This is a genomic window from Candidatus Brachybacter algidus (genome assembly GCF_016707225.1).
Classification (GTDB): domain Bacteria; phylum Bacteroidota; class Bacteroidia; order Chitinophagales; family Saprospiraceae; genus Parvibacillus; species Parvibacillus algidus.
In genome coordinates, this window is the sequence record NZ_JADJID010000002.1 from 901,545 (window position 1) to 919,293 (window position 17,749).

General features: G+C 34.1%; 10 protein-coding genes. All 10 read left to right on the top strand.

The features are described 5' to 3' along the window. Positions 1-169 precede the first annotated feature (169 nt). Entirely contained in the window at positions 170-544 is a 375-nt protein-coding gene (locus IPI15_RS09540) for a YkvA family protein (protein WP_287402002.1), read from the top strand. Between the two features lie 259 nt (positions 545-803). Then, on the top strand, positions 804-1,379 hold the full coding sequence (locus IPI15_RS09545) for an RNA polymerase sigma factor (RefSeq protein WP_287402003.1): 576 nt from the start codon (positions 804-806) through the stop codon (positions 1,377-1,379). Then, positions 1,369-2,268, top strand: a complete 900-nt coding sequence (locus IPI15_RS09550; protein WP_287402004.1) for a tetratricopeptide repeat protein — start codon at positions 1,369-1,371, stop codon at positions 2,266-2,268. Before IPI15_RS09545 ends, IPI15_RS09550 begins: the two co-directional genes overlap by 11 nt. Positions 2,269-2,286: 18 nt before the next feature. Continuing rightward, complete coding sequence (locus tag IPI15_RS09555) at positions 2,287-5,256, top strand: CHAT domain-containing protein (protein WP_287402005.1); 2,970 nt, start codon at positions 2,287-2,289, stop codon at positions 5,254-5,256. 221 nt (positions 5,257-5,477) lie between these two features. After that, positions 5,478-8,258, top strand: coding sequence for a CHAT domain-containing protein (locus IPI15_RS09560; protein WP_287402007.1), 2,781 nt, complete (start codon positions 5,478-5,480; stop codon positions 8,256-8,258). 217 nt (positions 8,259-8,475) lie between these two features. Continuing rightward, positions 8,476-10,866 (top strand): DUF7948 domain-containing protein, encoded by a 2,391-nt coding sequence (locus IPI15_RS09565; protein ID WP_287402009.1) that lies wholly within the window; start codon positions 8,476-8,478, stop codon positions 10,864-10,866. A gap of 302 nt (positions 10,867-11,168) precedes the next feature. Further along, positions 11,169-11,651 carry a T9SS type A sorting domain-containing protein gene (locus IPI15_RS09570; protein WP_287402010.1) on the top strand — a complete coding sequence of 161 codons (483 nt, stop codon included), beginning with the start codon at positions 11,169-11,171 and terminating at the stop codon, positions 11,649-11,651. After that, positions 11,648-14,053, top strand: coding sequence for a tail fiber domain-containing protein (locus IPI15_RS09575; RefSeq protein WP_287420019.1), 2,406 nt, complete (start codon positions 11,648-11,650; stop codon positions 14,051-14,053). Before IPI15_RS09570 ends, IPI15_RS09575 begins: the two co-directional genes overlap by 4 nt. A gap of 41 nt (positions 14,054-14,094) precedes the next feature. Then, positions 14,095-14,382, top strand: a complete 288-nt coding sequence (locus IPI15_RS09580) for a hypothetical protein (protein WP_287402013.1) — start codon at positions 14,095-14,097, stop codon at positions 14,380-14,382. A gap of 87 nt (positions 14,383-14,469) precedes the next feature. After that, entirely contained in the window at positions 14,470-17,712 is a 3,243-nt protein-coding gene (locus tag IPI15_RS09585; RefSeq protein ID WP_287402015.1) for a T9SS type B sorting domain-containing protein, read from the top strand. The last annotated feature ends 37 nt before the right edge of the window (positions 17,713-17,749 follow it).

A 17,749-nucleotide genomic window follows, 5' to 3' on the forward strand; every position in this document is an offset into this window, starting at 1 on the left:
TCAATATTTAGAACGATAGAAACAGAATATTGCCTGATATTTAGATCTGGAAAAAATGCCCACTCTCATTATTCATTATTCATTGTTCAATATTCATTATTTCCTCCCCTTAAATTGAACCAACTGAATTCAATATGCATTTGCAATAATGTAACTTAAAAAGCAAGCAGTGAAAAATATAAATAAAAAGAAATTTTGGAATAAGCTCGGCAAATATGCAAAACAGGCAGGCGCTAAGCTAGTTTACGCAACATTATTAATGTATTATGCTTTTAAGCGAAAAGAGACGCCAACGTGGGCGAAAACAGCAATCCTTGGCGCTTTGGCGTATTTTGTTTCACCTATAGATTTCATCCCGGATCTGACCCCCGTGTTGGGCTTCACAGATGACTTTGCTGTCATGCTCACCGGTTTAATTACTGTTGGGACATATGTCGATGACCATGTGAAGCGTCAGGCCAAAGCAAAAATGGACGCATGGTTTGATGAGGAGGCGACATTGATTGCAATGGAGGATGTGGATAAGAAGTTGGAGAAAGGCTAGATTCTAGGTACTAGATACGAGATGGAATTTTCGATAGAATACTAAGATTCTTTTATCTATAGTTGGATTAAAAAATAGTCACTGTAGGGACAGGTTGCGACCTTTCCCTACAGTGACTATTTTTTAATTTGCTCATTTTACATTGTTGAAAAAGTATTGGAATATTGTCATTCTCTAATGCTCTAATACTGTATCCTGACATACTATTTAATTTTTCCTTACCTTAGTATACAATTGTTAGTTACAAAGCACAACCCTAATGAATATTTCAGATTCAGAACTTTTTGCTCAAATAAAGGCTGGTAATGAAAGCGCAGTAGAAATTGTATATAAACTGCACCGGGCAAAATTTACTTCATGGGCACTATCAAAATTTAAGGTTAGTAGCCAAGACGCAGAAGATGTTTGGCAGGATACAATCATTGTTTTCTTTGAAAATGTTAAGAATGGTAAACTTCTTGTATTAAATAGCAAATTGGGTACTTATCTTTTTGCTATAGGTAAGTATATTTTACTAAATAAATTGAAGAAAAATCAGAAAATGGAATTCCCAGGTTCCTTTGAGGAGGAAAATTTTGGTTCCAATGAACTTCAAGATTTTGATTTTCAACTCGACGAAAGTGATAAGACATTAAAGCCAAGTTTTGAGCAACTCGGGAACCAATGCAAAGAACTATTAATAAAAAGATTCTATTTAGAACAGTCAGTTGAAGAGATAACTTTGGCTTTTAAGTTTAGCAATAAAAATGTAGCTAGCGCATCATTGAGTAGATGCCTTAGTCAACTAAGAAAAATAATATCAATAAGCAAAAAGGGAAATGACGATGTCGAATAGGGAAAAGATAGAAAAATATTTTAATGGCGAATTAAATCCTTATGAGCTAGAGCAATTGTTAAGGGAGATACAAAGTAATGCTGCACTAAGTAAATTGTATCTGGAATATCAAACTGCCATTCAATCAATACAAGAAGCTGGCAAAGCAACCTTAAAAGATCGATTGGATAGCATTGGGAAGCAGATCGATAAAAGAAAACAAATTAAGAAAGCCTTTATTTCAGCAATTGTAATCTTGGGTTTTGGTTTTTCAATTTACCTATATATTGATTATTCAAAAAATATAAAAGAAGAAAGTCCCGGCACTCTCGAACCCAAACCAGAGAAACAATTAGAAATAGCTTTGATCGACAGCTTAAACGTAACTGATAGTTTGCAGGTTGATCAACTAAAAGAATCCAAAGAAAGGATTGCTTATCAACAGTCTAAAGAGGTCCAATCACCTACAAGCAATAATGAAAAATATGATAAATTATATAATGAATTCTATACACCATTTCGTGACGAATCTCTTGAACCCAGTGCAAGAGGAGATATTGATACAGATCCAATCATGAAATTTAAACAGCTTTATTGGAACGAAAAATATTTTGAAGCCACTATAGCTTATGAGAGGCTGCAAGAAGCGGCAAAAAACAATGACAACTTGAAGTTTCAGTATGCAATGTGTCTTTTAGAAATAAAGAGCTACAAGTTGGCTGAAAGTGAATTACATCATATAGTTAAAAACGAAAACACCCGATATTATGAGGAGGCGCAATATTATCTTGCACTGGTGCTCATCAAAAACCAAAAAGTAAAAATGCCCAAAATGATACTTGATGAAATCTCAAACAATAATCTGAATCCTTATCGCATTATGGCGAAGTCAATCCTAAAAAAATTATAGCACCTAATTTGACAGATAATGAATATCCAAAAAGTCACTCTTATTCTTTTTATCCAGTTGTTCGTTATATCATCAATATTTTCGCAAGACACAAATGATAGAGTGGTTTTGGATGCTTTGGATACCCTTAGGTCTCAATATTTAAGTTTTCAAAAAACTAGAACTTATTCAAGCTCACTCAAAGTACTACTGAGTATGGATTCGGTTATTTCTAAAAATCAGTTAAACGATTCCTTTAAATTAAAATGTCATTACTCATTAGGTCGAACATACTACTTTTTAAATATCGGTGACAAGGCAAAAGAATATTTTTTGAGGACGACCAAAGAATCAGCGCAATTACTTGATAGTACTAAAAATATACTTTATTTAAAATATTTTCTTTATTCTCAATATTTTATAGAACAAATGATTCTTAATGATAAAGTTGAAGAAGATATGATAATTGTCTATAAAACAATCAAATCAGACAGTTCTTTGTACCATAATTATGAATTGATTAATGACTTCTTTTACTCATTTATTATGTGTTATCAAGATAAGGGTGACTATGAATCAGCATTGAATATCACAGATGAGCACATTTCCTATTGTTGGCGCTTCTTCCCTCCCACAGACAAAAAACATGCGTATTATGAATTATTAAAGGCAGGGAGTTATAAACATTTGGATCAGACAAGTAATGCTGAAAAAGCTTACCGGAAATCAAAAGAATTGTATGAAAAAATAGGTGACCATTCGGCTTATTACCAAACAACTTTGAGAAATCTTGCTCTTTTGTATTCTGATTTAGACCTTTTGGCACTCAGCAAAGATTATTCACTAAAAAACTTGCAATCGGAGAACGATCAAAAAAACCGTAACTATTATAACATTATTGAATTGAATGAAATCATCGGAGGCTATTACCTTAAATTAAATATGCTAGACTCTGCATTGTTATTTTATACAATTGCGGATAGTATAAAAAGGAAAGAACTTAATGAAGCTATGTTTAATATTGGATTATCAACGTTATACGGATTGGCAGAAGTAAATTTTAAATTAGGCAAATATGCGAAGGTGTCGATACTTGCAAATGAATTGAATAATATTTTTTCAGTCCAAAAACTGCCATTTAATTATGATCAAGTTATGCTAAATTTATTAATTGCCAACACTCATTTGAATCAAGGAAAACTTGACTCCGCTCAAATATTATTTTTAGATAGCCAAAACAAAAGTGAAGATGCTCTAGGTAAGGGAATATATTATTATGAAAGTGTCTTTGGTTTAGCAAAGAGCCAATTTTTCAAAGAAGATTTTATAAATTCAAATGATAATTTTCTTTTATTTTTTGACTACTATAAAAGAAAAATTACTGAAGCTTCCTTTTTTCTCTCCGAAGTTGAACTTCAAGGTTACATTGAAAAATTTGAATCAGTTAATGACTATCTTTTTTCTCTTGGGGAAAATGTAAAAAAAGATTCAATTGTGTCAGGAGCCTATGATGCTTGGCTTTTCAAGCAAGGATTTGTCTTAAATACTATCCGGAACATCAAGTCCATAAAGGATACCGATCCAGTGATCCAATCTAAATACGAGGAGCTGGTACAAGCACAATCTGAATTGAGTAAGGAGCTTTCCAAACCAGTCAAATTTCAAATCAAACTTGATTCTGTGATGAATGTAAAAAATTTAAAGGAAAAGGAATTAGCTGCACTTTCTAATAATGTGGCCAAAGAGCTAAAACAAATTAGCCATTCTGACATCCTAAAGACACTCAATCATTCTGAAATATTGTTAGAATTTGTCACCTACAAATTTAAGGAAACGCCTTTGATAGATCAGGGCCGTTATGGTGTTTTTGTTTTGGAGCCGAATGCAAAAAAAGTGAATTTCATTTCCTTATGTTCTGCCTCTTTGCTTGATTCCATAGCCGGACAAGCTTTGGATTTCCTTTCAGTCAATGCACTTTATGACAATCCGAAACTTGTCAATCTTGTTTGGAATAAAATACTTCCATATTTAAAAGACAAAAAAAGAATTTATATTACAACATCCGGCATGTTAAATAAAGTAAATATTTCAGCTCTCAGGTTAAATGTCAATCAAACAGTTAGTGATCTTTTTGAGATTACCTATCTCAACTCATCCAAAGATTTACTATTTTTAGATCGAAACCAAAATACTTACACCTCATTTACCTCGGCAGTCCTTTACGGAGACATAGATTACACAAATTCTACAAGTGCATCTGAAGGAATTTATGCAACCGGTACGCTCAGAGGTCTTAATTATTACGATTTTTACATGACCGACCCTGGCGCTCGTAAAACAAAATGGCAAAAACTAAAATATTCAAAAGCCGAGATTGATTATATCTCACAAAAATTAAAAAATAAAGATTGCGATGTAAAACTTTTGGATCGAAATAATGCAAACGAAAATTATATAAAAAGCCATTATGGTCCTTTAAATAAAAACTATTCGCCTGAACTATTCCATTTTTCAACTCATGCCTATTTTCTTCCACAAAAGAAATCTAAAAGTAATACTGATGGCATATATACTACTTACCGTAGGATGGGAGATTTCTCCCTCATCCAATCCGGCATAGTTTTAAGCGGCGCCAATAAAAATTGGAGTGTGACTGATTCTTCTTATTATGATGATGGAATACTGACTGCCTTTGAGATCAGTCAATTAAATCTTCAGAAAACAAAATTGGTAGTTTTATCTGCGTGCGACACCGGTGTCGGCGAAATATCCAATTCTGAGGGAGTTTACGGTTTGCGAAGAGCCTTTAAAATAGCAGGAGTCGACAAAATCCTTATGTCACTTTGGTCAGTTGCGGATTATCAAACGATGGAATTTATGAATCTATTTTATGAAAATTTGTGCACTAAAAAACTTTCTCCCAGATTGGCCCTTTGTGCAACTCAGAAGACCATGAGACAAAAGAAATACGAGCCTTATTATTGGGCAGGATTTGTGCTTATTGAATAAACAAATTGAAATACTAATTAAGCCACATAAATATGAAAAAAACTTTGCTTTTCCTAATGATCTCTATTTGCATATTCTCAAAACTATTTTCCCAAGAAGGGCAAGATACTATTATAAAAAAACAATTAGATTCCTATTTTAATCAATCTTACGAATACCAGAAAACGCAAGATTACAATAGCTCATTAAATATTCTTCTTAAGGCAGACTCAATTATTTCAATGCAAAAATCTTTCGAAGTCGAAAGAATCCAATGTTCATTAAAGATAGGGAAATCTTATTATTCATTGAATAATATAGAGAAGGCAGCTGAGTATATATTATTGACCGCTAAAGAAGCGTCTGTAAAATTAACTGAAACACATGATAGCATATATTTGAAATATTTTATCGATTGTCAGTATTATTTTAACCAATTATTGTTACAAGCTTATATAGTTGATGAAACAAAAAGTGTTTATAATGCTATAAAGTCTGATAGCATATTGTATAATAAGTGTGATTTAGTTAATGCTTATATTATTAACTTTATATTCTTTTACTGGGGTTTGGGTGACTTTGAAAGTGCGAAAATTATAATAGATGAACATATAAATTATTGCGACCGATATTTTCCTAAATCAAGTGAACTTCATGCTTACTATAATATGCTCAAAGCAGTTTGTTTGAAACATTTAGATCAGATAAATAACTCCGAAGCTTCTTTTAGGAAGTCAAAAGAATTATATGAGGGCCAACCAAATAATATTTCATCCGCATATTATCCAACCGTTTTAATAAATTTGGCTAATATATATGCAGATATAAATTTGTTAACTAAGTATAAAAATTGCAATTTGAATATTTTGCAAACTAAGTTAAATAATTCCTTAATCAACTACTATGCTATTTTTGAATTGCAAATGGCTATAGGCTACGGGTACCTTAAATTTAATATGTTTGATTCAACTTTGTTTTACTATAACAAAGCTATAGAAATAAGGAGTGCCAATATACATGAAGTTATATATATGTACGATATCTTAGTACTAACAAGCTTTGCAGAATTATATTACAAAATGGGAGACTATTCAAAAGTACATGAAGCTTTGAATAGGGTTTTAAAAATATTCGATAGTCAAAGTCTACAAATGAGTATTGACCGTGTAACGGCTAACTTGTTAAATGCAAATACTTTTTTAAATGATACAAAGTATTCTTTGGCAATTAAGGAATTTTATAGCAATCAAATTACGTGTGATTCAGCCTATGGTAGAAAAAAATATTATTTTGAAAATATTTTTGGAGGAGCCAAAGTTCAATATTTTATGCAAGATTACGGGGTGGCGTGCGACAACTTTTATCAATATTTTGAATATTATAAAAAGAAAATAAATGATGCTTCATTTTTCCTCTCCGAAGTAGAACTTCAAGGTTATATTGAAAAGTTTGAATCAGTTAATGATTATCTTGTTTCACTTGCCGAAATTGTTCACGAAGACTCAATTGTCTCAGGAGCTTATGATGCCTGGCTTTTCAAGCAAGGGTTTGTCATAAATACGATTCGGAAAATCAAGTCAATAAAAGATACTGATCCAGTGATCCAATCTAAATACGAGGAGCTGGTGCAAGCTCAATCTGAATTGACTATGGAGCTTTCAAAACCAACGAAATTTCAGAGAAAACTTGACTCAGTTATGAATATCAAAAACCTTCGAGAAAAAGAATTAGCGGCACTTTCCAAAAATGTTGAAAAAGAACTAAAACAAATAAACCATTCTGACATACTGAAATCATTGAGGAATTCAGAAATATTGTTAGAATTTGTCACCTACAAATTTAAGGAAACGCCTTTGATAGATCAGAACAGATATGGTGTTTTTGTTCTGGAGCCTGGCACAAAAAAAGTGAATTTCATTTCCTTATGTTCTGCCTCTTTGCTTGATTCAATTGCCGGACAAGCTTTGGATTTCCTTTCAGTCAATGCACTTTATGACAATCCGGAACTTGTCAATCTTGTTTGGAATAAAATACTTCCATATTTAAAAGACAAAAAAAGAATTTATATTACAACATCCGGCATGTTAAATAAAGTAAATATTTCAGCTCTCAGATTAAATGTCAATCAAACAGTTAGTGATCTTTTTGAGATTACCTATCTCAACTCATCCAAAGATTTACTATCTATGGACCGAAGTCAAAATACTAAAACTTCATTTGCTACAGCAACCCTTTATGGTGACATAGATTATTCTCTTTCCGCAAGTGCAAGCGAAGGGACTTATGTAACCGGTACGCTTAGAGGGCTTAATTATTTCGATTTTTTCATGACTGACCCTGGCGCTCGTAGATCAAAATGGCAAAAACTGAAATATTCAAAAGCCGAAATTGATAATATCTCACTTAGATTAAAACATTATGGTTGCGAAGTAAAACTTTTAGATCGAATTAATGCAAACGAAAATTATATAAAGAGCCATTATGGTCCTCTAAATAAAAACTATTCGCCTGAACTATTCCATTTTTCAACTCATGCCTATTTTCTTCCACAAAAGAAATCTAAAAGTAATACTGATGGCATATATACTACTTACCGTAGGATGGGAGATTTCTCCCTCATCCAATCCGGTATAGTATTAAGCGGAGCCAACAAAAATTGGAATGTTACAGATTCGTCCTATTATGATGATGGTATACTCACAGCCTTCGAGATAAGTCAGTTGAATCTTCAGAATACAAAACTAGTCGTGCTGTCAGCTTGCGATACCGGACTCGGAGAGATATCCAATTCTGAGGGAGTTTACGGTTTGCGAAGAGCATTCAAAATAGCAGGAGTCGACAAAATCCTTATGTCACTTTGGTCAGTAGCTGACTATCAAACCATGGAATTCATGAAAATATTTTATGAGAATTTGTGCACTAAAAAACTTTCTCCCAGATTGGCCCTTTCTGCAACTCAGAAGACCATGAGACAAAAGAAATACGAGCCTTATTATTGGGCAGGGTTTGTGCTGATTGAGTAAGTATAACCTCCAGTAAAATCTTAGGTTTCTAGTTGCTTCTATTCTTTAGTTCACCTTCGATGAACTCTGATCTATTTCATCATATTAATAATTAATTGTCAAATCGTGTTAAGATTTGATAAATCAAAGTTATTAACCATATACAATGTCTAATTGCTCCTCGCATTTTAGATATAATTTATATGGACAATACATTTGAAAGTTTAAACTTTGACCGATGAAATTTTTATCTTCTATTTTTCTACTCGTGAGTTTTTTAAATTTGAATGCATCTAAAATCGCACCCTCGAACTCCTTATATTTTACGGAAAATAAGGGACAAGTCATGTATCAGAATGGTTCGAAGTCAGATGATATTAAATATAGTTTAGTCACTGAGAATATGAGAATTGACATTAAATCGAATTCCATTCACTATACTTTATTTCATCGAACTTTTGATGATGTGCAAGATGACTTTACATCCAGGAAGCAAGGTAAATCAAATTTACCAGAGCTTAGTTCCTCTGAATCCTACAGAGTAGATGTGATGCTAGAAGGATCGCGTTCAGCTGTAGAAGTAATTCCTTCCGTAAAATTAGATTATTACGAAAATTACTATTTGGAGGGCTGTGGTGTTGAGGGTATAACTCAAGTGGCTGCATACAAATCATTGCTGATAGAAAATGTTTACCCAGGCATCGATTGGAAGTTATATATAGATGGGAGCAAGTTTAAATATGATTTTATTGTAAGGAAGGGTGCAGATGCTTCATTAATTAAACTGAAGTATATAGGCGCTGTGGGTTTATTAAAAGACGCTGATGGAAATATTGAGGTTTCAACGCCTTTTGGAAGTTTTAAAGAAAATCGGCCTTATAGTTATGAAGACGATTCTAAAAGAGAAATTAATTCCGAGTACCAAATAAACGGAAATCATATTTCATTCAAGACCGGGACTTGTTCCGGGACAATGGTTATAGACCCTGAGATAGAATGGTGTACTTATTATGGTGGATTATTTGAAGATTGGATAAGTCAAATTGCATTCGATGAAAACAATAGTTTACTAATGGTCGGACAAACTTCCAGCCAGAATAATATTGCTACAATAGGCGCTCATCAAGTGAATTATAGTGGTGGATTATATGATGGACTTATAGTGTGTTTTGATGAAAAAGGAGTTAGAAAATGGGCTACTTATTACGGAGGAAGTGGTTCCGATATCTTTGCAGCTGTTCAGTATCATCAACAGGAATTTATTTTGGCGGGAATTACCTCTAGTAAAACAAATATTGCAACACCCGGTGCCAATCAGACTGTCCATGGAGGTGGGGTTTCAGATTGCTTCTTAGCAAAATTTGACCAACAAGGGTTAAGGCTTTGGTCATCCTATTTTGGTGGTGCAGATCTTGATGGTACTTATCCGGGATATCCTACAGAGATTTATTTAGGAATTACACTGGACCAGGATGGAAATATCTTTATGTGCGGTACTACCGCCAGTCAATTTGGGATAGCTACAGAGGGTACACATTCGCCTCTTTATCAAGGAGGTAAATGCGATGGATTTGTAGCTAAATTCAATAATAATGGTTCGAAACTATGGGGAACATATATAGGTGGAGTAGATGACGATGACCTTTATGCAATTGATCTGGATTTAAATAATAACATACTTGTTTGCGGAGAAACCAAAAGTGTGGAAGGAATTGCAACAGCCGGAACTCATCAGACCACTTTTACTGGTGATTATGACGCATTTATAAATAAACTTGATCCGGATGGAAACCGACTTTGGGGAACGTATTTTGGTGGCACAGCTTATGAGGCTGGAAATAATATTAAGGTTGATTTAGAGAATAATATATATTTAATCGGTACAACTACCAGTAGTTCTAAAATTTCTACCCCAAGTTCTTTTCAAACTGCAATTGGGGGAAACAACGATGGATATTTACAAAAGTTCAATTCTGATGGAGCAAGGCTTTGGGGGACTTACATTGGTGGTGCAGGTAATGATTATTTTTTTGGATTAAAAGCTGATAAAGAGAACAACATTGTATTATCGGGTATGACCACATTGGCTTATGCAAGAGTAGTAAAAGGCAATGCCCTCCAAACTTCTTATGGCGGTGGAACATTTGACTGCGTTATTGAAAAACTAGACAAGAATGGCAAACAGCTCTGGGGTAGCTACTATGGAGCAAACGGAAACGATAGGTCCTGGAATTTAAATATTGATTTATCGGGAGATATTTATGTCGGTGGCGGAACTTCAAGTTTGACCAATATATCAACACCAAATGCACATCAGACACAATTTGGTGGCGGCTTGGGCGACATTCTCTTGTTGAAAATATCGGATGAAACCCTTAAAAATGATGAAATTATTCAAAACCCGAAACTTACATTGTATCCAAATCCTACTTCAGGAATAGTTCATTTGATTGGAAATCAACAATTGAATCAATCAAGGGTGAAGGTCTATAATTTTTCCGGCAACCAAATACCAGTAAGGATTTTGGCTAATTCAATTGATTTTTCAGGGCTGCCTTCGGGGGTGTACTTTGTAAAAGCCTTTAAAGAAAATGAAAGTTATAGTGTTGGAAAAGTTATTAAGCTGTAGTCGCTATTTAGATGCTCCTCTAAAGGTGTAAATAGCTTCAATTCTGCTTTAAAAATAAGTGCTATTAAGTTCAATTAATTGATCAATAATTTTCTATTTAACTACCCAATTCCGTTAATTAACGGAGCCTAAATAGTTAATTACCTGATCTTAATTTTACTTAAACAGGGTAATTTTATGGTGACAATTTTACCAATCAATCTGAATTCTAATTAATGCTGAGTATAACTAATTTGAGGACATCAATACTGATTAAAACAGAAATATCAATCTTTTATTCTTAAATATTTAATAGGTTATTTATGAAAAAGTTAAGCTTAAATTATGCATCTTTTTTATTGATTTTAATAACTAATTGTACCGATTTTTATGCACAAAAAGGCATTGTCGTAAGCGGTGCAAATGTTTCTACATCGAGTGGCAGTATAAGTTCATCAATAGGTCAGGTTGATTATCAATCCTCTTTTACTGACAACAACCATGTTTCTGAGGGAATGCAGCAACCATACGAAATCACTGAAATTTTATCCACAAAGAAAATGCTACAATTAGAAATTAAACTGTATCCGAATCCAACCTCTGACATTGTAATCATTGAGATTATTGATTTACCGAAAAATACAATAAAATATGAGCTCACTGATATCGAAGGAAGATTAATATACAAGGGAGTGCTATATGGTAGTAACTCAATAAGCTTGAAAGAGGTGATTCCCTCCACTTATATCTTGCGAGTATTTGATAATAAATCATCACAAAAAACATTTAAAATTATAAAACAATGAAGCAGTTAATTATTGTATTAAGTTTCCTTGCCATAGGTCTCACCCAAGTATATGCTCAGGTACCACAAAAAATATCTTATCAATCTGTAGTTCGTGACGGAGATGGCAAGTTATTGAAAGAAACTGAGATTGGGATCAAGACCACTTTAAGAAAAGATAATCCCGATGGAGAAGTTGTTTATCAGGAAATTTATAATCCCAATCCTAAAACAAACATTAATGGTCTACTGACTTTTGAAATAGGCAGCGGCCTTAAACTAGCAGGGGAATTCTCATCTATAGACTGGTCGACAGGATCTTTTTATATACAAACAGAAATTGATCCAAAAGGAGGAACTTCATATTCTTTATCCTCTATAAGCCCGATCAATAGTGTGCCATTTGCGCTTTATTCGGCTTCTGGCGTAAAGGGAGATAAAGGAGATGCGGGAGACCAGGGAACAAAAGGCGACAAAGGTGATCCGGGCACAGGTGTCAAAATCGTTGGCTCAATATCTTCAGAAATTCAGCAACCAGGCAATTATTCAGGAGACATTGGAGATGTTTACATAGCTCAGAACAGTGGTCATGGTTGGATGTGGAATGGATCCTCTTTCATTGATATTGGCGAGATTAAAGGACCCAAGGGAGATAAAGGGGAACAAGGGATAGCCGGAATTCAAGGTCTTAAGGGAGATAAAGGAGACCAAGGAATCCAAGGACAACAGGGCAATACGGGCGCTCAGGGGGTACAAGGCGAACAAGGTCCTCCGGGTAATGCAGGAAATTATGTAGCCGGTTCCGGTATCAACATAGCAAATAATACGATAAGTGCATTAGACAATAGCACTACAAATGAAATCCAACAATTATCACTTTCAGGAACAGTTTTGTCACTTAGTCAGGGAGGTGGTACAGTCACACTTCCATCTTCAGGGGGTGGAGACAATTGGGGAACACAAACCGTCGTCGCCAATGCCACATTATCAGGAAATGGTACATCAGGCAACCCGATAAGTATAGCCTCCCAAGGAGCGACCAGTGGTCAGGTCTTAAAATATAATGGTACAACATGGACACCACAGAATGATCTTAATACTGACACAGATGCTCAAACTTTAACACTTAATGGACAAGACCTAAGTATATCAGGAGGTAATTCGGTGACATTGCCCGCAAATACAGGTTTACAAGGGAGTGGCGCAGAAAACAAGATAGCGTTATGGACAACCGGCAACACTTTGACCAATAGTTCAATAGCAGAAACTGTCGTTTCTGGTTCTAAAAAAATTACAATAAACCTTAATTATGCGGATGCAAAATTAAGTGTTGGCGGAGGGTATGACAACCATGGTATATATGGCCATACCTATTCTAGCGATCATTCTGGAGTTTGGGGTGCTGGCGCAACTGGAGTTACAGGCTATAATGGTGGAGACGGTATCGGAGTAAAAGGTAAAGTAAACACCGGTGGGATTGGAGTTATGGCAGAAGCCAATAGCGGAACAGGTTTATTTGTTCAGGCTTATAATGGTGTTGGAATAGATGTAAATGTTGCAGATGGAGGCACTGCCTTTAGAACTTTAAATGGAATGGTAGGAATTGGCACAAATAATCCAACTTCAAAACTCTCAATTATAGCATCAAACGGAACCGGAATTAATGTAGATGTTCCCGCGAATGGCGTTGCTTTTTCAACACTTAATGGCAGGGTTGGGATTGGCACTTCCAGTCCTTCAGCTTCTTTAGATGTTGTAGGGGAAGTTCAAATTGGTAATGTCCTTCTTCCAAATATTGGTACATTATCATTAAGAGATGGGGTCATTTATATGGAAGGCACACATGTTACTGCGGGACTTCCAGGCACTATTGAAAGAACTTCTACAAATAACATGGAAGTAGGATGCAGTTGGCTTCCAAATAGTAATGCAGGAGCGAATTTAGGATCTTCATCTAAGAGATGGGCAACAGTTTACGCTACTAATGGTCTTATAAATACATCTGACGGACGTCTAAAGGAGTCTATAAAGCCTTTAATTTATGGCTTGAAAGAAGTGATGCAAATGAAACCTGTGACCTACAAATGGAAGGACAAAAATATTGATCAATCAACAAAGATTGGATTTATTGCTCAGGATTTGCAGACCATTCTTAAAGAAGTTGTAAAGAGTGAAGAGGTAACTTTTGACGAAAATCGCAATCCCAAAATAATTGAATCTGAATATTTAGGAGTTTCTTATACTGAGATAATTCCGATTTTGGTCAAAGCTATGCAGGAGCAGCAGGACTTAATTACAGAATTGAAAACAACTTTGGCTGATCAGTTTACTTCTTTAAACGACATTCTCAAGATTCAGCAAGAAATGAAAGCTGAAATTGAATCTCTCAAGTCAGAAAAAGCAAAATCGGTTTCAATTAAATAATAAAATTAACCTCAATCTATTTACAATTAAATTAATCAAAAATGTATAATTTAAATTTAAACCCTGCACTTACACCTATCCGACCATTTAATTATTGTGACAAACTCAACTTACTCATTTTAGATTTAAAAAATGAAATAATGGGCATCCGTATAGAAATTTTGGAATTGCAAGCTCAATTGCATGATGCCCCTCCTCCACCCAAAGAGGATATAATCCAACAAATTAAAGAGCTGCGTGAACTACTGAGAATTAAAAATATTGAATTAGCAAAATTGAAAGAAAAGTATGAACCATGTCTAACAATGGACCAGGTGTTAATACCATGATTTCAATCCAATCGTTACAGGCATATAAATAAATTTAGACCTCTTTGAACAGAAGCAACAAGTGTATGCCAATCAACTCATAAATACATGAAGAAAGTACGCTATATTTGGACTATTTGCAACTTGCTAATATTTACAAATGGTATTTTATCGCAAACTATTATCGTTAACTCTATTGATGATGTTAATGATGGTGTATGCAACACTGTACATTGCAGTTTGAGAGAGGCGATCATGCTGGCAAACACCTACACCCAGCCTAATATAAGTTTCGAGATCAAACCTGCGACGCCAATGCCATGGACGATCCTACCGAAAACCAATTTGCCAGATATTAAAAATGAAAATAGCAATTTTCAATTTAGTATTATTGATACATATGGCAGTTCTATTGCTATAAGTGGCGAGTTGCTGCCTGGTAAGGTGACAGGTAGCGACTTTGGTCTCCAAGTAGATACGAAAGGAAAGGTGGACATCAAAAAATTAGTTTTTAAGAATTTTAGCACAGGCCTTATCTTGAAAAGAGTAGATACATTAATCATTGGAGGTGGTATAATGCCAGGGTTGGCTGAAACCGGCAATGATTTTTTGCTAAATCAGACCGATGTTTTACTTGATGGTTCATATAGTTTATGTTTGTTTTTAGGCAATTGTTTTGGAAGCGATAGATTACTGACAGAGGGTGTTGGCTTTGGAGAAATCGGAATAAAATCTAATACAAGCAATAGCAATTCAGGAAAATTAATCATTGGAAATAATGATATTTCAAACTTGCAATGTAATTGGTTCTCAGGACACAAAGATGCAGGGTTAAAATTAAATGGGCTGAGAAATGTTGAAATAACAGGCAATTTTTTTGATACAGATAGATCGTCAAGCCCACTAAGACCTGAAAGCATAAAAAACATTCAATTAATTGATTGTGAGCAAGTATTAATCAAGGAAAATTATCTTGGAGCCAATACAGAACAGATTACTCTGAAAAATTCGAAGAATGTACATATTGAGAGTAATTATTTTGGGTCTATTAATTATTACTTTGAATATCCAATGAGTTATGGCATTGTTCTGGATAATTGCGATGGAATCACGATAGGCAAAACAGAAAGTGATGGCGCCAATCAGTTTCATGGTCACATCGAAGCATCCATTAGCGCTATAAAAAGTAAAAATATTTCTATCATTTATAATCAAATTGGTCTTTGGAATGGTCAAGCTTCTGTTCCCACAATAAAAGACGGTATCCTCGTTGATGAATCTGAAAAGTTAGAACTATCCGGCAATAAATTTATAGGAACTACTGAGAATTGTATAAAAATAACAAAAAGCAACTTACTTAATATCTACAAAAACGATTTTACCGCATATCAGCAATTACCAATAGGAAACACAGGCATCTCAATATTTGAATCCAACAATATAAATATAGGAGATTCTGATGGACTGAAATCCAATATTTTTTCTCGACTTAATAAGGGTGTATCAGTTTCTCATTCGAATAGCAACTTAATCTTTAATTATCAAAATTCTTTTTATTGCAATACGCTTAAAGGTTTTGAATTGAACGATGATTCTAATGGTGCCATCACTCTCCCTTCAATTTATAAGAGAAAATCAAATATTGTATATGGTAGATCAATACCAAATTCTTTAATACAAATATACATTCATGGACCGGATTGTATAACTAACCCTTGTCAGGGAAAGACTTATAGAGGTTCAGTAAGTACAGATAATTTAGGCTATTGGGAGTATGATTTTAATAACTCCATGACCAACAGTATTACGCTTACGGTCACTAATAGTAGCCAAGGTTCATCTGAATTCTCTGATTGTTTTATCCCTATTGACATTCCGGAGTTGACAATTATTTTGGATCAAAGTAGTTGCGACTTGTCTGACCTGACCTCAAATATCATACCGAACCCTAACAATTGTTCGTATAAATGGACAGGCCCAGATTCGTTTTCTGATGAAAACAAAAATACAAAAGTTACAAAAGATGGGTGGTATACACTATCAATAACAAATCCAATTTGGGAGTATGTATTATATGATTCCATTTATGTCACATTGAATGAATCTACCTATAAGTTAATTGAACAAACTATCTGTGAAGGAAATATATTTGTAATAGAAGGTCATCAGTTTGATAGTTTTAATCCTGAAGGAGTTTTTATTTCAAACTATAAAAACTCAGTAGGGTGTGATTCAATTATCACCATACAGTTAAAATTCATACCTCAAATTGAAGTGCACTATTCTCCTTTAATTTGTCCATCAGAAACTATTAAAATTGGGGACACGTTCTTCGACTACAATCATCCTGCTGGAATAGTAACAATTGAATCATTAAATCCAAACCAATGTGATTCGATAATATTTGTTAATCTTCAATTCCTAGAAAATGGGATTTTGAAATTAGACACTACATTATGTGCCGGTGAAGAAATGTCGATATTTGGAGAAAAAATATCGGAAACAGAGCCGCAAAAGTTAATCAATCTGGAAATGTTATCTCAATCGGGCTGTGACTCACTTGTATTAATTAATGCTCATTTTCAATATAATAAAATATCTTTCTTGGATCAAGACTCAATTTGCCCAGGAGCAATCAATGGCCGAATTGAGATTAAGATTGATGCCTCAGGAATTGGACCGTATAATCTGTTCCTGGATGAAGTAAATATTGCCACTTTTTCTGATAGTATTTATGAAATCTCTGGTTTAGAGGGAGGGTCTTACACAATTAGTTTAACAGATGTTCGTGGCTGCAGAAGTGAAGTTGATACCTTTGATATTATAGAGTTCCCAATCAATGTTATAAGCACAGATGATCTCATAGAAATCGAGTTGAACCAATCTCATCAAATAGAAATAACTTCTTTGATACCTATTCAACAAATTACCTGGTCTCCACCCGATCACCTAAGTTGTACAGATTGTATTTCGCCATTTCTAATAGCTAAAGAAGATCAAATTTATACTTATCAAATTTTGGACTACAATGGATGCTTCACAGATGGTTCAATAGAAATCAAAGTTACTAACGAAGAAGTAAGTTCAGTTTTTAATCCAAATATTTTTAGCCCGAATGGAGATGGTATTAATGATCTTTTAGAGCCTAGTTATAAAAATGCTGAACTTGTTAATATGACTGTTTTTAATCGTTGGGGAGGAGTCGTGTACAATTCAAATGTTTTGTTTAGCTGGAATGGCGAAATAAATTCAGTAGATGCTGATGTGGGTGTTTATGTATGTTTAATCAGTTACAAAAACATGGAAGGGAGATTGCTAACAATTAAGAATTCAGTCACTCTAGTAAGGTAAAAAGTAAAAAAATGAATAGTCAAACTAAGTGCCAAAA